This window comes from Parvibium lacunae, assembly GCF_003335215.1.
GTDB classification, from domain to species: Bacteria; Pseudomonadota; Gammaproteobacteria; order Burkholderiales; family Burkholderiaceae_D; genus Parvibium; species Parvibium lacunae.
Window position 1 is genome coordinate 184,644 of record NZ_QPGB01000004.1, and the last position, 20,437, is coordinate 205,080.

19 protein-coding genes are annotated in these 20,437 nt (G+C 53.6%); 7 read left to right on the forward strand and 12 right to left on the reverse strand.

Going from position 1 to position 20,437, the window contains the following annotated elements; translation table 11 throughout:
- Positions 1 to 54: 54 nt before the first annotated feature.
- From DU000_RS10050 to DU000_RS10090, 8 genes are all read right to left on the reverse strand, one after another.
- Entirely contained in the window at positions 55 to 594 is a 540-nt protein-coding gene (locus DU000_RS10050) for a DUF3833 domain-containing protein (protein WP_205074057.1), read from the reverse strand.
- On the reverse strand, positions 591 to 2,012 hold the full coding sequence (locus DU000_RS10055) for an MFS transporter (protein ID WP_114403277.1): 1,422 nt from the start codon (positions 2,010 to 2,012) through the stop codon (positions 591 to 593). The genes DU000_RS10050 and DU000_RS10055 overlap by 4 nt, the downstream gene beginning before the upstream one ends.
- Positions 2,009 to 2,596: a chalcone isomerase family protein gene (locus DU000_RS10060; RefSeq protein ID WP_114403278.1), complete on the reverse strand. Its 588-nt coding sequence runs from the start codon at positions 2,594 to 2,596 to the stop codon at positions 2,009 to 2,011. The genes DU000_RS10055 and DU000_RS10060 overlap by 4 nt, the downstream gene beginning before the upstream one ends.
- 55 nt (positions 2,597 to 2,651) lie before the next feature.
- Positions 2,652 to 3,920, reverse strand: a complete 1,269-nt coding sequence (locus DU000_RS10065; RefSeq protein ID WP_114403279.1) for an SAM-dependent methyltransferase — start codon at positions 3,918 to 3,920, stop codon at positions 2,652 to 2,654.
- Between the two features lie 6 nt (positions 3,921 to 3,926).
- Positions 3,927 to 4,775, reverse strand: a complete 849-nt coding sequence (locus tag DU000_RS10070) for a DUF1365 domain-containing protein (RefSeq protein WP_114403280.1) — start codon at positions 4,773 to 4,775, stop codon at positions 3,927 to 3,929.
- Complete coding sequence (locus tag DU000_RS10075) at positions 4,772 to 6,148, reverse strand: NAD(P)/FAD-dependent oxidoreductase (RefSeq protein WP_114403281.1); 1,377 nt, start codon at positions 6,146 to 6,148, stop codon at positions 4,772 to 4,774. Before DU000_RS10075 ends, DU000_RS10070 begins: the two co-directional genes overlap by 4 nt.
- A gap of 270 nt (positions 6,149 to 6,418) precedes the next feature.
- Positions 6,419 to 7,213: a GTP cyclohydrolase FolE2 gene (folE2, locus tag DU000_RS10085; protein ID WP_114403283.1), complete on the reverse strand. Its 795-nt coding sequence runs from the start codon at positions 7,211 to 7,213 to the stop codon at positions 6,419 to 6,421.
- Positions 7,214 to 7,328: 115 nt separating this feature from the next.
- Positions 7,329 to 7,916 carry a glutathione peroxidase gene (locus tag DU000_RS10090; protein ID WP_114403284.1) on the reverse strand — a complete coding sequence of 196 codons (588 nt, stop codon included), beginning with the start codon at positions 7,914 to 7,916 and terminating at the stop codon, positions 7,329 to 7,331.
- Between DU000_RS10090 and DU000_RS10095 the strand changes: the two genes are divergently transcribed.
- Both DU000_RS10095 and DU000_RS10100 read left to right on the forward strand, forming a co-directional pair.
- Positions 7,915 to 8,148: a hypothetical protein gene (locus DU000_RS10095; RefSeq protein ID WP_114403285.1), complete on the forward strand. Its 234-nt coding sequence runs from the start codon at positions 7,915 to 7,917 to the stop codon at positions 8,146 to 8,148. The two genes, DU000_RS10090 and DU000_RS10095, sit on opposite strands and share 2 nt — an antisense overlap.
- Before the next feature lie 56 nt (positions 8,149 to 8,204).
- Complete coding sequence (locus DU000_RS10100) at positions 8,205 to 9,146, forward strand: MerR family transcriptional regulator (RefSeq protein ID WP_114403286.1); 942 nt, start codon at positions 8,205 to 8,207, stop codon at positions 9,144 to 9,146.
- Here the strand turns inward: DU000_RS10100 and DU000_RS10105 are convergent.
- Positions 9,143 to 9,592 carry a hypothetical protein gene (locus DU000_RS10105; protein WP_147266994.1) on the reverse strand — a complete coding sequence of 150 codons (450 nt, stop codon included), beginning with the start codon at positions 9,590 to 9,592 and terminating at the stop codon, positions 9,143 to 9,145. The genes DU000_RS10100 and DU000_RS10105 overlap by 4 nt on opposite strands.
- A gap of 234 nt (positions 9,593 to 9,826) precedes the next feature.
- On the opposite strand from DU000_RS10105, the gene DU000_RS10110 reads away from it, so the two are divergent.
- The 4 genes from DU000_RS10110 (at position 9,827) to DU000_RS10125 (ending at position 15,974) form a co-directional block, all read left to right on the forward strand.
- Positions 9,827 to 11,509 carry a hypothetical protein gene (locus DU000_RS10110; protein ID WP_114403288.1) on the forward strand — a complete coding sequence of 561 codons (1,683 nt, stop codon included), beginning with the start codon at positions 9,827 to 9,829 and terminating at the stop codon, positions 11,507 to 11,509.
- Between the two features lie 117 nt (positions 11,510 to 11,626).
- On the forward strand, positions 11,627 to 13,570 hold the full coding sequence (locus tag DU000_RS10115; RefSeq protein WP_114403289.1) for a PhoX family protein: 1,944 nt from the start codon (positions 11,627 to 11,629) through the stop codon (positions 13,568 to 13,570).
- 104 nt (positions 13,571 to 13,674) lie between these two features.
- Positions 13,675 to 15,180: a GGDEF domain-containing protein gene (locus tag DU000_RS10120; RefSeq protein WP_114403290.1), complete on the forward strand. Its 1,506-nt coding sequence runs from the start codon at positions 13,675 to 13,677 to the stop codon at positions 15,178 to 15,180.
- 98 nt (positions 15,181 to 15,278) lie between these two features.
- Positions 15,279 to 15,974, forward strand: coding sequence for a zinc ribbon domain-containing protein (locus DU000_RS10125; protein WP_147266995.1), 696 nt, complete (start codon positions 15,279 to 15,281; stop codon positions 15,972 to 15,974).
- Here the strand turns inward: DU000_RS10125 and DU000_RS10130 are convergent.
- The 3 genes from DU000_RS10130 to DU000_RS10140 form a co-directional block, all read right to left on the reverse strand.
- Positions 15,971 to 17,140 carry an FIST signal transduction protein gene (locus DU000_RS10130; RefSeq protein ID WP_114403292.1) on the reverse strand — a complete coding sequence of 390 codons (1,170 nt, stop codon included), beginning with the start codon at positions 17,138 to 17,140 and terminating at the stop codon, positions 15,971 to 15,973. The two genes, DU000_RS10125 and DU000_RS10130, sit on opposite strands and share 4 nt — an antisense overlap.
- A 128-nt stretch (positions 17,141 to 17,268) precedes the next feature.
- Positions 17,269 to 17,892 carry a PhaM family polyhydroxyalkanoate granule multifunctional regulatory protein gene (locus tag DU000_RS10135; protein ID WP_114403293.1) on the reverse strand — a complete coding sequence of 208 codons (624 nt, stop codon included), beginning with the start codon at positions 17,890 to 17,892 and terminating at the stop codon, positions 17,269 to 17,271.
- Positions 17,893 to 17,941: 49 nt separating this feature from the next.
- On the reverse strand, positions 17,942 to 19,045 hold the full coding sequence (locus DU000_RS10140) for an HD-GYP domain-containing protein (RefSeq protein WP_240001873.1): 1,104 nt from the start codon (positions 19,043 to 19,045) through the stop codon (positions 17,942 to 17,944).
- Between the two features lie 284 nt (positions 19,046 to 19,329).
- Between DU000_RS10140 and DU000_RS10145 the strand changes: the two genes are divergently transcribed.
- Complete coding sequence (locus DU000_RS10145; protein WP_114403295.1) at positions 19,330 to 20,436, forward strand: DUF3108 domain-containing protein; 1,107 nt, start codon at positions 19,330 to 19,332, stop codon at positions 20,434 to 20,436.
- The last annotated feature ends 1 nt before the right edge of the window (position 20,437 follow it).

The following is a 20,437-nucleotide window of genomic DNA, read 5'->3' on the forward strand; positions in this document are numbered from 1 at the left end:
AGGTTTGTTTATTGCCCCTGAAAGAACCTTTATTCAAGGTTTGTCACCCCGGGGTCAGTCTTTGGGCCGGAACGACAAGGTGACTTGCCCCAGCTTAAAGCCGAATTTGGTCATCGTCGCTTGGTTTAACATCACTTTGTCATCAATTAAGTACATCCAATCATCAAACTGGACATGGTAAGTTTTACCATCAACCGGCAGGGCCAAGGTGTACTGCCAGTTTAGCGCATTGCCTGAGACGACGCCGATGGCTTCACCGACGACATCCGCTGCTGTGCCGATATAACGATTGGGGCCAACCTTGCGTAACGTCCATACCCGCTTTTGCTTTTCACCATCAGACCAGACAAAATCTTCGTCTAAGGTGCCAACATCGCCTTCCCATGTGCATTTGATCGTCACATAAAAGCGGCGTGCGACTTCGCCCGAGCGTTTTTGAAACATCCCCCAGCCCTCCAAGGTGCCACTGAAATAGCGCTGTAGATCGAGCACCGGGGTTTGATTAGCATATTGTTCAACTTTCACGTTAGCGCAACCTCCTAATAACAGGGCAACACCCAACAAGAGACTGAGTGGCATAAAGCGAGAGATCATGGGGACTTCCTTTCAGAAAGGACATCTGGGCGGACGATGGATTCAAATTGGGCGAGTGGTGAGCGCAGAAGCAAGCCCCACGCCGCTAATTTGAGTAAACAGGGTAGGCCAGCATAGGCCCAGATCAGGGCCTGCAAACCATCACTACCTGCCGCAAGGGGAGCGCTGCCCGGGGCTTGGCTTACATAGCCAGCCCATTCGAGCATGGGCAAAGCCAGCCCGGCGGCGATGGCCAGGTTAAGCTTGGTGACGCAATGCCATAAGCCGATTGCCTGTGTACCCGCTTGTGGTGAATTGGCTGGCTCGAGGGCCGACGCATCATTCTGTTGGCGAATCCAGTTTGCCAACAGGGTAGCGGGCATCGCCAAATCTGCACCCAAGACACACCCTGTCAGCGCGCAGACGAGGATGTAGCCCGGTAATTCCCAACCGCTGTGGGGCAGAAAAGCCGCCCATAAAAAAGCGACCACGGATAAACCCATGCCCAAGCCCCACATCGGGGTTTGGCCGTAGCGATCAGCGAGCTTGACCCACACCGGTAAGCCGAGTGCGCCCAGCAGAAAGTAGAGCATTAATAAGGGGCCGGCGTACTCCGCCAGACCCAGCGCATCTTGTACATAGAACAAAAAAAGCGTGGCAGGAATGCTCGCGGCAATCCCATTAACAATGTAAACCCCAATCAACCAGCGGAAGCTGGCTTGCCGCAAGGGGGCGAATAATGCTTGTCCATAACCCACCAGGTTGCGTGTTGGGGGCGGGGCTGTTTGCGCTGGTGAGGCCATCAGGTTCACGCTGCCAAGTTGGGGCGCAGGACAGTAATAGAGCAATGCCCAAAGCGCGATACCCAGGCTCAGGTTAAACAACCAAACCAAGGTGGATAAGCCCGCAATGGTGGGTACGATGGCCGCAATGATCACCCCGAGTAGCCCGAGGCCCTCACGGGCACTCACCCAGCGTAACCGTTCCGCTGCGTTGTTGCCTAGCCATGCGCCCCAGGCTTGATGGGCAATGCTGGCTAAACTGTAGCCGCCATAGGCCAGTACCAGACCCAGTGTTAACCATATCCAGGTGAGGGTAGGTTGGTGGCTGAAATGGGGTGTGAACCAGGCGGGTATGAGTAAGGGTAAAAAGACCCCGGTTAAACCAAGGCAGAGCAGGGGGGTGGCCCATTGAATAGTGCGGCGTAGGCGGTGGGCGGTGCTGATGGGCCCGCTTTGATTCAGATAATAACCAATCCAGGGATCGAACAGCGCATCCAGTAGGCGAATGGCGAGCAGCAGAAAGCCGATGGTGCTGAGAGAGAGTGCGAAATGATCGACGTAGTATTTAGGCACATACAGATACACGGGCAACGCTAACACAGCGAGGGGTAAGGCCAGACCGCCATAGGCGAGCTGAGCCAATATGCCGTTTTTCATGGTGTGCTAGCCGCCCCGTTGACCGTTTGGCCGAGTAGCGCGGCGCGTAAATTGGGGGCACGGGTGCGTGGGTCGAGCCAGATCGCAAAAAAAGCTTGTGTAAAAGCCGGGTCGGCGATGGTGCCGAGTTCGCGGCCATTGAAATAGAAGCGGGTGGCCTGCCCTGCCAGATTAATGCCGGTAATACGGTCACCTGCTTTCACGTTCGGAAAAAGGCTTTGCATGCGCTTTTGCCATTCTTGGCGCTGGGTAGGCGTACCAAAACCGAGTCGCTCGATTTCTTCGGCACTGCTATCTGCAATTTTCTCTCCATCTAGATTCCGCGCGTAGGTGAGACGTAAAGCGAAACCTTGCTGTAGCGAGGCCGGATTCTTTGCCCACAAGGCGGCATCATAAATCGCTAAACCAAACCAGCGAAATTTGCCACTGCCCATGAATTGGTTTGTTGATAGCTCTTCTTGCACATAACTTGGTGAGGGCAGCGCGGTGGCCTGATTGACCGAGAGCAAACAGCCGACACTAATGAATAACAAGCAGTAACTGATTTTACGAATCCAACCGGGATTGATTGCTAGCAATTGCATGACGCACCTCCTAACCGCAATGATTCAATAATCAGTTTACGCAGGGGCCAGGTAATCAGTTTTTCTGCAGGGTGTATTGGTAAACATCGGTGTTGCCTTGGCGGAAGGCGCTTTCGCAATAGGCAAGATAAAATTCCCACATGCGAATGAAGCGGTCATCAAAGCCCTGCCGGCGAATGGCATCGAGTTGCCCCATGAAGTCATGCCGCCATTGTCGCAGCGTACCGGCGTAGTCTTGGCCAAAGGCCCGTTGATTGACAACACGCAGCCCGGCTAGTTCTGCTTCCTGGCAGAAACGGCTCGGGCTAGGCAACATGCCACCGGGGAAAATATATTGTTGAATAAAATCCGTGCTGCGGCGATAGCGCTCAAATAGCGCATCGGCAATGGTGATGGTCTGAATGACAGCACGCCCGCCAGATTTCAGGTTACGCGCAATCGCTGCAAAATAGGTGGCCCAATATTCTTCACCTACTGCCTCGAACATTTCAATCGAGGCAATCCCATCGAATTGCCCCTGGGTATCGCGATAATCTTGTAGACGAAATTCCGCTTGCTCTGCTCGCCCTAGGCGGGCCAAGCGCTGCTGCGCATAGTGTTGCTGCTCGGTTGAGAGAGTTAAGCCAACAACCGTTGCGCCTTGCGCCGTGGCTAGCTCGGCAAAGCCGCCCCAGCCGCAGCCGACTTCCAAAACCTTGGCATGATCGCTAAGTTGCAGCTCATTCAGAATACGTTGATATTTCGCCTGTTGTGCCGCTTCGAGGCTTGGCGCATCAGCGAGATTCAGCGCACTCGAGTAGGTCATGGAAGGGTCGAGCCAGAGCTGATAAAAAGCGTTGCCCAAGTCATAGTGGGCCTGAATATTTTTACGCGCTTGCTGGCGTGTATTGCCTTGTAACCAGTGTTTCAGGCGGTAATACAAACTACCCCACCAGGAGCCATAAACGGCTTTATCCAGCGCCTGCCGGTTTAAAATTAAGACATCTAACAGCCTGGCCAGATCATCGCTATGCCAGTCTCCGGCCATGTAGCTTTCAGCAAACCCAATGTCGCCTCGTTTCAGTACCGCTTCACACACCTGCCAGTTATGCAAATGCAGCGTGGCTTGTGGCTCACTGTGGCCACAACGTGTTAGGGACCCATCGGGCAAGACGATGTGCAGGCTGCCATGTTGTAAGTTGTCGAGCAAACGGAAAACCAGCCGTGCGCTGCGATGTGCCAGCGTTTGTTTGACTTCTTGCCAAGCAATAAAACTTCGTTCCGGTTCTTGCGCTAAAGACGGTACCAAGGGTGCGTGAGAAAACTGCGTAATGGTCTTAGACATAGAGCCTCACTGATTTCTGGTTATGAACTGGTTTGGCAAAGCAGGTTTGCGAAAGAACGGTACTTTTTTGCACCATAACTTAAGCGCTTGCCAGTGGATACGCGCAATTACCCCAAAGGTTAGCCAAGGGTATCGCCAAAAAGCGTGGGCAACCGTGCGCGCATCCGCCGCTTGTAGGGTGCCGCTAATACTGGTTAGCAGGAGCGGGCCGTTGGCATCATGATGATCAATCCGTGCCAGAAAGCGCGCTGGGATATCACCCGCCGTATTACCGGCGAACACGAATTGAAAAACGTAATGCCCGGTTACCTGACAAAACGGCGAAACATGAAAGACTTTTTCTGCCTGTAAGCGCTGGCCATTGCGCAAGGGTTGCCCGTCGGCATTAGCCAGCAGGTAGCAATGGCGTTCCGAAAACGTATTATTGACTTCACAGACAATCGCCCGCAATTGGCCATCACGGCGGTGGCAAAACCAAAAACTCACTGGGTTAAAAACGTAGCCCAGTACACGGGGAAACGTATGCAGCCAAATTTCTCCATCAGCGTCTTGAATTGAGGCTTGCGCTAAAACCCCTTCTACCCAGCTCAGTAAGTCATGTTTGCCGTCACCGTGGTCGCGCGCTAGCACGGAAAAGCGCCCGCGCTGCCCTGGCTCGCCAAGGCTAAGGCCGGGAAGACCGGTGCGCCAGTGCTGCGCTGCCAAGTGGCGCACTGGAAGCCGCAGAAACCAGCCAGGGTAGGCAAAAGCATTGACGGCAGGGCGCAGCCGCTTATGCCGAATTTGTCCGAATCCAAATTGGATGGGCTTTACAGTGCTCTCCATTCGGGCTGATGGCACGGCAGTCTCGCTCATGAAGGCTGACCATTGAGTGAGGGAAAGCATTGCGCAGCAAGCGCATTGGCGGCTTGCCAGCCAGCGGTCAAGCCATCTTCATGAAAACCATAACCGAGCCAGGCGCCCGCAAACCAGGTGAGGCGTTTCCCCTGTATTTCCGCGATACGTTGCTGTGCCGCGATCGCTGGCCGATCAAAAATCGGGTGGGCATAATCAAAGGTCGCAATCACGGTTGCGGGCTCGGGCTCACGCACAGGGTTGAGCGTTACCATCACCGGGGAATGAAAAGGTAACGGCTGCAGGCGATTGAGTAGATAGGTGACGCCAACGGCGGCGGCGGAGTCTCCCGCTGCTTGGGAAAAGTGCCCGCTGAAGTAGTTCCAGGCAGCCCAGCAGCGTGGATTACTTGGCAGGAGTGTGGCGTCTGTGTGCAAAATGGCGCGATTCGATTGATAGCGCAGGTCACTCAACAGCGATTGCTCATCCAGCGAGGGATCTTTCAATAACCCCAAGGCTTGATCACTGTGGCAGGCCAAGATGACACTATCGAATTCTTCGCTGCCACCCCCCGCGCTGACGGCCACCCGACCCCGCACGATATCGCGCTGGATTGCTTCTACCGGGGTATTTAAACGGATCGTGGTGTGATTTTTCTGTAAAAATGTAGCGAGGCGCTGTACATATTCACGCGATCCGCCTCGTACGGTATACCACTGGGGCCGGTTATTCACTTGCAACAGGCCGTGATTGTGACAAAAGCGGACAAATGTCGCGACCGGGAAATCAAGCATCTGCTGGGTGCTACAGGACCAAATCGAACCGGCCATCGGCAACAGATACCAATCACGGAACGCATCGCTGTAATGATGCATTTGCAGAAAGTCACCTAGTGCTGTTTCCTGAGTGCTGTCGTTGAGTGCCGACGCCGTGGTCGCAAGCGCGGTGGCTTGTTGGTTAAAACGCAGAATATCTTTCAGCATCCGCCAAAATTGGCCATTCAGTAGATTACGCCGATCGGCAAAAACGCTGTTTAAGTTATGGCCCGCCCACTGAATGTCTGCTCCTGGTACGTCGACTGAAAAGGACATATCCGACTTGGCGACGGGCACCTCAAGCGCTGCGAATAGGCGTAGCAGATTAGGATAGGTGCGTTCGTTAAAGACTAAAAAGCCAGTGTCTACCGGTGCGCGTAGGCCATCTGCTTCAACCTCGACTGTATTGCTGTGGCCCCCTAAGTAATCCGCAGCCTCATAGAGCGTAATCGTTAATGGCACATGCTGCTGCAGCGCGTGCTGCACGAGCTGATAAGCGGCACCTAGGCCACTGATGCCAGCACCAACAATTGCAATGCGATGCGGCCGGGAAGGGGAGGGCGTGAGTAAGGGGTTCATGGGTGGCATTGTACTGAGATTGCGCCCCTATCACGCCGGATGAATAAAAAAATCGCAGCATCCACACCAGAACCAAATGAGAGGGAGGGAGGTAAAGAATGCTCTGGTGCTTGCACAAAGGCACAGATGCTGCGATCAAAAAGAAGGGTAATTAAGGTTGACATGTTGGCTTTACGCATTGAATCTGCAACTGGTTTCCACTGTCGAACCTTAAAAATTAAAAAGTCTCCTTAAAACTCACTCACGCCAAGTAACAATGAGGGCGAATGCTTAGCCTTCAATTAAGGCATAGGCGCTATGATTGTGTATCGATTCAAAATTTTCGCTTTCTACGGTGAAACGCTGAACGCGAGCATCTTGTTGTAGTTTGAGTGCGATGTCTCGCACCAGGTCTTCAACGAATTTCGGATTGTCATAGGCGCGCTCGGTCACCCATTTTTCATCAGGCCGCTTGAGCAGCCCCCACAATTCGCAGGAGGCGGCGTCTTCAGCGATCCTGACTTGCTCTTCAATGGCAAGCGGCGCATTCAATTGGAGATTAATCGTCACATGCGAGCGCTGATTATGGGCGCCGTAATCTGATATTTTCTTCGAGCAAGGGCACAAACTGGTGACTGGCACTAACACTTGCTGACTGATTTGAACAACCCCCGGTTGACTGGGGACGACCTCAGCACGCAAGGTCACTTGATAATCCAGCAAACTGGCAACGCCGGATACGGGTGCCGTTTTTTGAATGAAATACGGGAAGCGCATTTCGATGTAGCCGCATGTGGCATCGAGTTTGAGCAGCATCGCCCGCATCAGGGTTTGCAACGTGTCATAGCTGAGTGGATCATGCTGTTCCTGTAGCACTTCCAGGAAACGAGACATGTGCGTGCCTTTGACTTCTGCCGGTAGGCGCACATACATGTCAATGTGCGCGACCGAGGGCTGGACGCCGGCGGCTGTCCGCAGCTGGACAGGATGAACAATCGACTTGACGCCAACACGCTGAATGACCAGATTACGGGTATCCAAGTGATTTTGTACATCTGGTAAAAATAATTTTTCAGGCGCGTTCATGATTTTCCTTTGTGGGTGGAATGCGTTTCCTTGCTAAGAGTGGGTGCTGAGTCTGCGGTTCCCTGCCAACGTCATTGCCACTCAGGTATTAGGGCTATTCATTGGGTTAAAACCGTCAAGGACTTTTTAACGCCTGCTCTACGGCACGAATGAGCTGGCGGTTTTCAGGGCCAGTTAAACTCGAAAAGGTGTCAATTACCTCACCCTGTCGATTCACTAAATATTTATAAAAGTTCCAACTGGGGCTTTTCCCTGTGCGCGCGATCAGTTGCCGATAAACCGGGTTGGCTTGGCTCCCCGTCACGGCTGATTTGGCAAACATGGGAAATTTCACGCCATAGGTGTTTTCGCAGAAATCCGCGATTGCTTTGTTATTCGCGGGTTCTTGTTGACCAAATTCATTTGATGGGAAGCCCAAAACCACCAAACCTTGGTCTTTGTATTTGGCATAGAGGGCCTCAAGCCCCTTGTATTGTCCGGTAAAACCACAGTAGCTGGCCGTATTCACAATCAGCAAAACCTTGCCCGCATATTGACACAGGGCTTGGGGCTGCTCGTCTTGCAGGCGCGGTAGCTGGGTATTGAGCAAGGCTGGACAGGCGGGGGCGGTACTTGTTGTATTGCCTGCCGCCCAGGTCGCTGCTGGTAAGGTTGCCAACCCCGCAAACACCAGACCTGCCACAAACCCTCTATGTTTAAGCATGGAACGCTTTCTTAAAATTTCATCACCAGGTAATGCATGGAGTATTCTGTTAAGCGAAAAAGTTGCCCATATTTTGTCCAATGAGCTAGTTTTTGGCTTATTTTTCGACTTATTTGTCTTGGTCAAAGCAAGATTCAAATCGATAATATGGATAGAAATGCAGATTGTCAAGGCGTTTGACATAGACAAAAAGGAGTTTGCCCAACTTGAAGTTTTTGCGGCCACGGGGTAATCTGTTAATACCTGTCAACGCTATATTGCTCAGATGACAGGGCCAGGATTAATCTCATGAATGAACGCTCGTTGCCTCCGCCCTTAATGTTGTCTATCGCTGCTGTCGAACGAGATACCGGGTTAACCAAGGATACGCTGCGTGTCTGGGAGCGCCGTTACGGCTTCCCGCAGCCAGAGCGTGACCAATTTGATGAGCGTCTCTACCCGCTTGAGCAGGTAGAGAAACTGCGGGTTGTTCGGCGGCTCCTGGATCAGGGCTTTCGCCCTGGTAAGGTCGTTCAATTGCCGCTCGCTGACTTGGTTCAGCTCTCTAATTCAATTGGGCAAAATAGCCGCAAAGTGACGGCTGTTCCTACCCATCAAGGTGAAGATATTCCGGGTTTCATGAACCTGATTCGCCGCCATCAAGTGGAGGAGCTGCGACGTAGCTTGTCAGAAAGCGTCTTGCGTTTGGGCTTAGGTCAATTCGTAGGCGCCGTAGCCGCGCCCCTTGCCTATACGGTTGGCGAGACATGGGCGCGGGGCCAGCTTGAAATTTTTGAAGAGCATTTGTTCACTGAGTCGATGACAGTGACGCTACGCAATGCGATCAATACCATCCCCCAACCTTCCAGCGAGACGCGCGCGCCGCGCATACTACTTACCACTTTTCCGCAAGAGTCGCATGGCTTGGGGCTGCTAATGGCAGAAGCCATGTTTGCGCTGGAAGGGTGCCGTTGCATTTCCTTGGGAGTGCAAACCCCCATTCTGGATATTGTGCGCGCAGCCACCGTGCAGCAATGCGATATTGTTGCACTCTCGTTCTCCGCCTGCTTGAACCCCAATTTAGTAACGACAGGGTTGCAAGAGTTACGTTTGCACTTACCTCCCGAAATCGAAATCTGGGCGGGGGGGAGCTGCCCAGTATTACAACGACGGCCGCCTGATCAGGTCCGTGCGCTGAGAAGTTTAGAGCAGGTTGCAGAAGCGGTTAACGCCTGGCGCAGTCAACATTAGTGCGGTGCATTACCTGCGGCATGCTGGAGTGCTTGCGCCCAAGCGATTAACCGGTTTTGCAACTGTGGCACGGGTAGGCTCGCGCGAGCAACTACTTCAATGATCAGCGTGGTCGAGTCAGCGCGCGCCGTTGATATCAAATTCACCGTCGCTTTGCCGCCATAGAGTCCATGGCCGGGTAAAACAAAGACCGTTTCCTCCAAAAAATAGGGGGCCAGCTTGCGTTGACATTGCGCCTTGCTGCGGCGGAGTAGCTCAATCGGATCCAGCAACAGACCAACCAGTCGCTCAGGCATCGCACGTCGACACAATAGCTGCCCATGGATATTTTGCAGCTCGAGGGCCAGTAAATCGGGTAACTCGCTCAAGAGATGGTGTAATGATAGACAAGCCTGATTGCCTAACAGTTGCTCCAGCGCGCAAGGCGCTACAGATGGGTGCCGCATGACAATGCCTTTAATAGAAATGGGTGCGGTGGCAATATCTGTTAAATCCAGCCCCAAATCCATTAAACAAATGTTAAATCAAGACTGTTAGAGTTAACGCTCTAGGGGCGATAGATGGGTGGCTGAGAGCGCTGACGCTTCCTTTTTGACCAGTGAAATAAGCTTGCACGTGTATACTTCGCCAAAAAAGTCAATTAATGCGGGTGACGGGTGAGACAGATAATGGAGAATAAAATGGCAGCGAAATTAACCTGGCTAGTGTTCGGTATCGTTACATTAGGTATGCTCGGGTGTGGCGGCGGTGGCGGTGGCAGCGGGGGTGGCACAACCCCAGCACCGGTGACGCCGGCCAGTTTGTCGGGTTATGCGGCAACCGGCGCGGCATTGGCCGGTGCAACCGTAACGGCGACCTGCCAGGGGGGAACTAGCACGGCAACCACGACAGCCAATGGATTGTACAGCCTCACTGCACAGGGCTTGCCGTGCGTATTAACGGCCACCCTCGGCAGTGTGAGTTTACGTTCGGTGGCGCCAGCAGGTGTAAGCACCATTCATATCTCCCCCTTAACCGACATGGCCGTCGCTTATCTATCGGGTGATTTACCCTCAAATGCGGCAGGCAATTTGTCTGCGCTGTCTGCCCTGATTACGACCGCTAATATCAACAATGCGGTGGCCGCCGTTAGCACCGCATTAAACACCGCGACTGCAGGCGCCATTAATCTGGGCGCAACCAATCCCCTCACCCATGCTGCATTTCGTCCCAGCGCCCCCGGGGTAACGCAGGATGCGCTGGATGCCTTGATTGATCAACTGAATACTCGTATCAGCACCACGGGTCAAACGACTTTAACTGCCATCAATAATGCGCTAGCGCACATGGGTGCAGGTGGCGACAATACGATGATCAATAGGTTGCTCAGTGCGCCCCCCATCCCTAACTGTCCCGCGATCAGAAATATCCCTTATCGCTTTGTGGCAGCCGATATTGGTAGCGCCTACCGCGGGCTATTGACCCCGAATTTGACGTCTACCGGGGGAACCTTTACGACCAGTTATGAAGGGAGCACCACGCGAAACGGTACCTTAACCTTGACGGCAAATCCCTGTGAGGCAACGATTACAGAAGGAACATTAAGTGGCAAAGCCTATATTTCGTCCAGTGGGGTACTGGTGTATCACTACACCACTCCTACCCCGGTAATTGGCATCGCTGTGCCGGCGCAGCGGTTACGCTTGGCTGATATTGCGGGAAGTTGGAATACGATTGAGTTTGGACGCTTTAGTGCCCCACTGACTGGATGGAATATCGCATTCGAGGAAGTGGTGTATACGGCAACCGGGGCAATGAGCGCCAGAGTCTGTACGGGCACGGCGCCATGCGGAACTTTTGTCTCTGCAACCACGAGCTACAACAATACGCGCGGTGGCTTTGTGATCGATAATTCTTTAACGCCCTTCATTGCCTACGCTTACCGCAGCCCTAACGGTGAAAAAATGATGCTGATGGGTGATCAAACGGTGATTGGTGTGATGACACGCAATACGTCAATGAGCTTGCCTGCGCTGAACTCGCAATCGACTTACTGGGATGTCGGAACGCAAACGACCCGCAGTGGTCTCGTCAGTAGCTTCACCGGAACCAACAGTCCAGAATATACCAATACCGTTACCAGCATCAGCGGTAGTACGGTTACACGTAATCGTAGCGATGGCAGGGTCGATACGGTCATCTATAACTTCCCACGTTTAGGAACACGTCATCGCCCTGCAGGTACCTACAATATTGGGGGAATAACCTATAGTTTCAGTGAATTGATTCAGACTCGCGCTATGGGCATTACATTCAGTGGGAATGTCGTTACCACCACCAATACCGCCGTACCATTTTTTGGCATGTCAGTGGATCGGCCCTAATTCGAGCGTGCGGGCTGGGACGGGCCATTGCCAGGGACTTACTGGCGGCCCGTTATTGTCATCAATTCGTCACGCTAGTTGGCTACGCTAATTGGTTTATTTTGCGAATTGCCGGTCATGAATGAATTTACTGACAGCACCGATGAGGCATCCCCCAATCAGTGCCCCACCCCTTCACTCCATGTGCTCGCACAACGTCGACATTACCTAAAAGCGACCGGGGCAGCATGGCTGGGTTGGTGGGCTGGTGGGGTGATTAATGCGGTAGCGGCAACGCCTCAAACCTCAGGTGCTGTGACCTCCTCCACTTTTAAGCCGCTGTTTGGCTTTGCCAGTGTGCCCGTCAGTAGTGCAGATACGGTCACGCTGCCTCCCGGATATCGCTACGAAGTGGTTTATGCGTGGGGTGATTCTATTCAGGGGCCAACCCTTGGGCCCGTATTCAAACCGGATGCGAGCAATACTGCGGCTGAACAAGAAAAACAATGCGGTATGCACAACGACGGTATGCACTTGTTTCCTCTCCCACGCCATCACGCCCGCAGCCAAGCAGGGCTGCTCTGCGTGAATCATGAATACGTGGATGATGGGTTGCTACATACCGACGGGATGCAGGCATGGTCTGCGGAAAAAGTGAAAAAATCACAGGCAGCCCACGGCGTGAGTGTTGTGCAAATAGCGCAGCAAGGGCAGGCTGAGAACGCCCGTTGGCAAGTTCAGCCGAGTCGCTATGCCCGGCGGATTACCGCCGCGACGCCCATTGAGGTAAGGGGGCCTGCTGCGGGCCATGCACTCTTACAAACAGCCGCTGATCCAAGCGGGCGGCGGGTACTGGGGACCTTTAATAATTGTGCCAATGGGGTGACGCCATGGGGCACCTACCTAACCTGTGAAGAAAACTTTAATGGTTACTTTGCCTTAGGTGACGCCGCGCCCAGCGCAAGCCAAGCTCGCTACGGCATCACGAACAAACAGGGCTTTGGCTACCGTTGGCATGAGTTTGATACACGTTTTGATGCCAGCCAAAACCCGAACGAACCTCATCGTTTTGGCTGGGTCGTTGAAATTGACCCCTACGACCCACAGCGTGCGCCGATCAAGCGAACGGCGCTTGGGCGTTTCAAGCATGAAGGGGCGACCGTCACGCTCAGCGAGGATAAACGCGTCGTCGTGTACATGGGGGACGACGAACGTAACGAATATCTCTATAAGTTTGTCTCACGCCAGCGCTTTACGTCAAAGACGCGGTTATCGAGCCATCTGCTCGACGAGGGCATTTTATATGTTGCACGCTTTGAAGCGGATGGACGTGGCGAGTGGTTGCCTTTGATCCATGGCTTGCCCGGCTTGACGGTTGCTGATGGGTTTGCCGATCAGGCGACAATCCTGATCCATGCGCGTATGGCAGCAGATAATGTTGGGGCCACTAAATTGGATCGACCGGAATGGATTGCGCTGCATCCACAAACGGGCGAAGGGTATGTCACGCTTACCAATAACAGTGAGCGTGGTAAAAAATCACCGGTCGATGGTCCGAATCCTCGTGCTGAAAATGTCTATGGTCAAATCGTTCGCTGGCGTGAAAACCAGCAGGATGCTGCGGCCTTAAAATTTGACTGGGAATTATTTGTGTTGGCAGGGGACCCAGAGCGCGATTCGCGCGTGACCGTGAATGGCGATGCTTTTGGCAGCCCTGACGGCCTGGCATTCGATGCCCGTGGCGTGCTGTGGATTGCCACCGATGTATCAACCAGCACCCTGGGCAAACAGGCCTATGCCAATCTTGGCAACAATATGCTGCTCGCGGCAGATCCCCGCACCCGTGAAACCCGCCGCTTTTTAGTTGGCCCGCGTGGGTGTGAAATTACCGGATTTGCCTTTGCCAGTGATGGCCGCACGCTCTTTGTGAATATCCAGCATCCTGGCGAAAGTCCGAGTGAGCGCAGCGATCCGAGCCGACCTCAGGCAGTCAGTAATTGGCCAGACGGCCCGCAGGGCGGCCGCCCGCGTTCTGCCACGATTGCCATTCGGCGGGTGGATGGAGGCCTGATCGGAACCTAAGGTCAATCCTGTTGCGGCTTGACTGGTAATTTTTTACTTAACTCGGTAAGCTAGACCCTTTTCCTTTACTTGGGTATTTGCCCAAGTGGATTGGGTGCGGGCTTATGCATATTCCTCCTTTGCCTCGCTCTTCGCGAACGCTGCTGCGGTTGGCGCTCTTAAGCTTTGTCCTGTTACAGCTGCTGTTAATTTACTTGAATGTCCAGTTGGCGCAGGCGCTAGAAGCCGATGCTGCTGTCATTAATCTGGCGGGTCGACAACGGATGTTGACCCAGCAGATTGGAAAAACGATGGTGCTGCTAACCCAGCCTAGCCTCCCAACCGAAGTGCAAGTTAGCGCAGACCAAGAGCTACGCGAGGCAGCCCAATTGTTCGAGCGAACCTTACAGGCCCTAATGCGTGGAGGGCAAACCCGGACGGGTCAGCAAGGCCTCATTCAGCTTGAGCCGATCGATGATGTAGTGACACAACAACTGCTGTTACGCGCAACCGGATTATGGTTGCAACATAAACAAGAGCTAGAAAGCTTACAGGCCAGTAGTCCAAATGCAGTCGTGCTCTTACTCCCCCCTTTTTTGGCATCTAATCGGGAGCTCTTATCCTTAATGAATGCGCTGACCACCCAAATCGAGGTCATGTCTCGGGAACGCGCACAAAAGATCCGTTGGCAGTTGCTGGGGATGTTCCTGTTGGAAATCATTAACGGCGTTTTGATTGTTTATCTGCTCTATCGGCGTTATCAGCATAACAAGCAACATAAAGAGATGTTGCAACAGGTGCTGGACGAAATCGCCGTCGGCGTTTGTCTGCTGAACACAGAAAAAGTAATCGTTACTGCTAACCAAGCATTATTACGGTTGTTACAGCGTCCCTCGGAACAGATCTTGGGCGCCCCGCTGACCCAACTCTTTAATACCACCATCCAGCCTTGGATCTATACCCTAGTGGGTACACCCACAACCTTGCGCTTAGAACCTAGCTGGCGAACGTTAAGCATTCAGCATCGATCTTATGAATTATTGACCTTACGCGATGTCACCGTAGAATACGCGTTGCAGGAACAGATGACTCAGCTCGCTTATCTGGACCCCTTAACCCAAATTCCCAATCGTCGTTTGTGGGAACATCAAAATCGCCAAGTTCTGGCGCGGGCAACCCGAAATCAGCAACGCTGCTTAGTGGCCGTGATTGACATTGACTGTTTCAAAATGATTAATGACCAGCACGGTCATCTCACGGGCGATCATGTGTTGAAAGAGATCGCGCAGCGCCTATCCGAACATTGTCGGGCCGATGATATGGTTGCGCGGATTGGTGGCGATGAATTCGCAGCGCTATTTACTCTGGTGACGGAGGGGGATTATTTATTTGCGAAACAGCAAATTGTGCAAAAATTAGAAGCCGTTTTCCACGCACCAATTCACTATGACGGCAATTGGTTGCGTATCAGTGCCAGCTTAGGATTTGCTATGTTTCCAGAAGAAGGACAAAACGCCGTGAGTTTGTTGCAGGTGGCAGATCAACAGATGTACCAAAATAAAGCGTTGCGACGAACATTAGGATTACAACTGGCCGCAAATGGGGCGGGGCCTTCTCTGATGGATCAGTAACTATGGTACAACCTCAGTCTTCGCGAGATAACGTAACAGATAACGCAATAGCGGTGGCCCAGTCTCGCACCAAACGGCGACAGCTGCACAGGTTATCCGTGACATTGTTAGGGTGTCCCGCCTGCGGTGGCAAAGTGAGTCCAGCAGCACATACGTGTCCGCATTGTGGCCACCCACTTAACCCCCAAGTCACCCAGGCAGACCAAGCAGCGCAAGCATGGGCGGCCACGTGGGCACTCATTCGCCGCCGGGCAGCATGGGTTGCCACGGTTTTGGCCTTGCCGACATTAAGCTTACCCACCTGGGTGGCCAAGTTGACTTCTCCCGGCTTAGCAGGTGCAACCGAACTGGAAAAACTCTGGCAGGTGTATGCAATTACTGCCCCACTCACTCTCGCCATCATTTTACTGACCGTGCTTGTATTGAAACTCGGCTCAAGCGTCCTGTCGCGGTTTTTTGACAATGGCTTTCCTGCCTTGTTGTGCGCGCTGTTCGTGATAGGGGGCTTGTTTGCTGTCCCACCCCTACTGCTAGATATTGTCGTCACCAAGCCCTTAGTACCCATTTGGCACTATGCCCAAATCGCTTGGCAGCATGCCGGCAGTGGTTTATCTGGGTGGTTAATGATGCCCCTGCTATTTTTGTATTTGGTACTGCACCAATATTGGGTTGTCTATGGCGCCTGGCCTTTTCTCTCGGCATTTGTATTAGGCGGGTTTTTAGGCTGGGCGATTGCCCGGATTACGGCACACCATTCTTGGCTGAGTCAGCGCTGGAAACGCCTGCTTGATTAGAAAAAGACTGTCAACACGGCGGTGTGGGTGTAAAGCCGGCTGCGCGCAACTTCGCCGCTCGCATAAAAGCCGAGTAAGGGAATGTCGCCCAGCTGCGATTGAATTAAGCGCACTTCAGCACCCATCTCCCCAAACAGATTGGCCCCACGACCGACACAGGAGATAAAGAGCGCGCCCTTGATGGAGGCGCCCGTCAGCGCATGGACAGATTCCATTTCATCGCGGATTTCAGTGCAAACTCGAATCAGATCGGCACGCGCAACATCGGTATCGCGAGAGCAAAAGAAAATACTGTCGCCTTCTTCTAATTGCAGGCCTACTGCAAGACTGCCACGTGCAGGATCAATCCCCACCACATTTCTGACCAAGTAATCGGCGGGGCCTTGGCCGCTGGTATTGTTATCGACTTGAGCAATAAACAGGCCATGCGACAACTTACCCAAGTATTTTTCACTGATGATTTGGCCGCTGCCGCCGCCGAGATCGCTGAGGAGTTGCTCAAGTGCCGGTTGCTGATCTAAACCCAACAGAAAATGCCCCTCTGCGGCCGTTACTTTACGGATTGGACTCAAGGGTTGGCAGCCTTGCGAGACACGGGTAATCATGCGCACGGAGTCGGCAAAGATCATGCCTGACATGCCGCCAGAAAAAACTGTATTCGCCACTTGAGCCGTGTGCTCCCGACCACTGCTGATGCCGCCAAAGACCAAACCACTGTGTAATTTATGCCCCATGTCAGTGAATAACTCAGGAATATCATGGGTAGCCGGGTCAACATGCGCGAGGGCACTGTGCGCCAGATAATTACCCTGCGCATTTTTTTCTTCGCGCTGAGGGGGGCGCTGCAGGCCCGAAAAGGGGCGTACGCTCCCTGTCGGAAAATGCCCCAGCATGATGACAACTGCGGGCTCATCCAAATATTCTGCACCACCACAAGCAACAGCGGTGGCACTAGAGCCAACCCAGTCTTGGACCCCGGTGCGTTGCCGTAAATGTTTGATTAGCTCTGCCGCATGCGCAAAGAAGGGCTCGGTGAAATAGACAAAGCCCACCCAGTCCCGTTGGCCGAGCTGTTGTGCCTCCTGGGCACTGCCTAACTGACTAATTGCCAACTCGGCCGCCATGCGCCAATTGGGATGGGTCGCATGTCCAGAGCGAAATTGCATGATGCGGTCTCAACGGATAGCGTGCTGCAGCCGCAGCGATTGATCAACATGCCGCGCGCCTCGTTGTTCATCGGTTGTGATGAACTGGCGCAGCCCCTGCAACTATTTCGGCTGTTTTACGGCAGCCTTTAGCGTGGATTGCGTGTGCGAGACTGGCGGCGCCCGGATGGGCTTGGAGCGGTGGTAGATCTTGCTTTCCGCGCGGGACTTTTGGCTGGCTTGGCACGAGCCGCCGCGGCTGAGGCCCCCTGGCTGGGGGCTAACCCAGTAGAACTTAACCCCGCTTGACTGGCGGCCAGGGTTTGCTGCGCCACATCGGTAAATTGGGTCTGTAACTGCCGCCACCACTGTGCAGCATCAAACAGGGAGCCGCTGGGGTTGTCTGGGGGCGGTACGTCGGTGGGTGTTTCTGCCGCTGGCGCTGCGGCTGCGGGGGGTGCTGGCATCCCCCCCGTTTTTAAGGCATCTGAAAACGATTGCAGGGCAGCAACAGTGCCGCGCTGAACTTCGATGGCCTGAATCGTGCTGCGTAGCATGGTGAGATTAAGATTAAGCCAGTGTTCCACCGTGCGTAAATCTTGTAAGCGTTTGTCTAGCTCTGCGATATCTAACGTTGGGCTGAGCGGGTGACTCAAGCTGCCAAAGCCATTGCCAAGGGCACCTGTTGGCAGCCCTTGCCACAATTGTTTGGCAAAGGCCATCCCATCATTAAAATTAAAAGCAGCAAAAGGGGAGGCTGAAGCATCAGACATAGTGGTCAAGAATATCGTCAATAGAGGCTGGGCGTCATGTTACGGCGGCTTAGTAACCCCAGAGTTTAGCGGGGTTTAAGCGAATCATGATTTTATCTTTGGGCACGATGCTGACAATCGTATAGTCTTTACGCGAAGAATCGCGTCGCATCGGCTCAACAAATGGCACACCTTGGCCACTTACCAAGCTAAAGACAATCGGCGTATTGGCAGTTTGACCCCGCCTGACAACCACCGCAGTTTCCCCATTTTGCAGTTTTACAAAACTGCCTGGGGGGAAGATACCGACTTCCTTGATGATCATCGCCGGTAAGGGGTTCCCTTCACCGCCATCGTCCAGGAACAACTCTTTGGCTGCCTGATTCGGTGCCAACGCCTTGCGATAGGCGCGCGGGCTGACTTTGGCGCAAAACACATCAGCCAGGTGAATCAATTCTGCCATGGGGTCGGGCTGCATGACTTTGTGTGGATAGCCTTTACCCCCGCGTCGCTCATGGTGCTGTAAAACAGCCGTGAGCCATTTGGAATCGGTGACCCCGGCCGCTTTTAACATGTCATGGCTGACTTGGGGGTGATGATTGATTTGCTGGCGTTGCTCATCCGTTAACGGCGTGTTTTGATTAACCAGCCAGCCTTGCAGTTCCATCATGCCAACGTTCATGGTCATGGCGGCAGAAACCAGTGAGAGCCGATCGGCTTGGCTCCACCCCATACGCTTGGCAACCAGCTCACAAACTACGGCGGTGTGGAGACTTTGCGCGACCGGATATTTACCCGTATCCAATAGCAACAGAACGCTAATACCCGCATCGGCATCTTTATCGCTTAAAAACTGCAACAAAGACGCCATTGCTTCGATGCTGTCGGCAAAGTCGTCCACTTGCTCGATATTTTTCAAAATACGGGTCAGCTTTTTGAAAATATCATCCCATAACCAAAAGGGGTTAAAGACTGGGGCCGCTGGTTTGTCGTCGTCGCGTGAGGCTTTGAATTGTTCGGCGTCCACAAACATGCCGCGCTCTAGCAGCATTTCAATCTGGCGATCTTTCTCAACCAGATACCCTTTACGCAGCAGGAGCTGGCCTTGCGCGTCGTAAACATCCCACGGCAAGGGTTTGTCGATCTGCAAATGCTCCGGTGATAAACGGTGCATACTCACAATGATTCTCCTTGGCATCATGCCTTACTCAGGCAGGCTGATACTCTTTCTTTATTTTCCGGGCACCCCTTGGCCCGTACCCAATCCCTAGTGTGCCACTTCACTTGGCCGCCAGCCAGTAGTGGCGTAGGGTCAGTTGTCATTTAGCGGCGATTTACGGCCAGGTGCAGCCTTTGCACAACACCCGCCTGATCAGCCATAATCTAACTGATTCTTCGGGTGTTTTATCGAAAACTTAAGGCACGAGCGCAAACCGTGCCGTTACGTAGGGTTATTGGATGTCAGCCCCCTTCTCTGTTTCGCGTGCTGCACTACCGACTCGCCGCTGGCCACTGGCGCTGATCCTCAGTGCGGCGTCGTTGTCGCTACTGATACACAGCGCGGTATGGCTTGTCAGTCAGTTACGCATCGGCTTGCCCGTGACCGCTGACCTCACGGTGAGTGACGTCAAGATGGTGAGTTTGTTACCTGCGCCGCCTACGCCTGCCGCCAGTTCAGGGGTTCCGCCCGTTCCCCCACCTCGCCGCGCTATTGCTAGGCCGTCAGCGGTTCCGCTGCCAAGCAACCCCCCGGCTGCCTCTGCAACGACTGCCGCTGCAGAAAGCGCCAGCGAGATCGATCCTGCTAGCGTCGTTCCTGAGGCCCCGCCGGGGATAAGTGCCAGAGAATTGGAAATTCCTCCGAGCGGTCCGCTGATGGGAAGCTTACCGCTCGCCCAACCCACCAAAATTGAGTATGACTTGCAAGCTCGGAATCGTTGGCAATTTGGTATTGATAGCAGCGCAGAGCTGCTATGGCAGCACAACTGGCAAGATTTTTCGGTGACCTTGCGAGAAACGACCTGGGGTTTTATGTGGCGCTCACGGGGGCGATTAAGTGCGGCTGGCTTAGAGCCTAGCCGCTGGGAAGATCGGGTGGGCAACCGTAAAAGTCTACGCGGGGTGAGCTATGCCCATGAACGCCAAGAGATTCTTTTTAGTGCGGGCAATAAAGCCACGAGTTTACCGCCAGGCGTGCAAAACCTGCCCTCTTTCTTGATTCAGCTAGGGCTGTTGGTGCAGCAAAATCCCGCTTTGCAGACTTCAGGCGCCGCCTTTGTGGTGCCTGCAACCACGGCCAAAGACTTGGTTCAATACGCGGTTCAAAATAAAGGCGTCGAGGGGGTGCAAACCCCGTTTGGGGTTGTCCAGATGGTCGCCTTCACGACCCTCAGCGGGCAACGCCAAAATGAAGAAGGAATGGTGGTCTGGTTGAGCCCTGACCACCAATACTTACCCCTCCAATTCAAACTATTTCGCGATGATGGCGTGATCCTCACCGGCACCGCAAGGCTGCTGACGATCTTGCCACCCTTGCGGCCGAATCAAGAATGGGCGAGTGAATAAC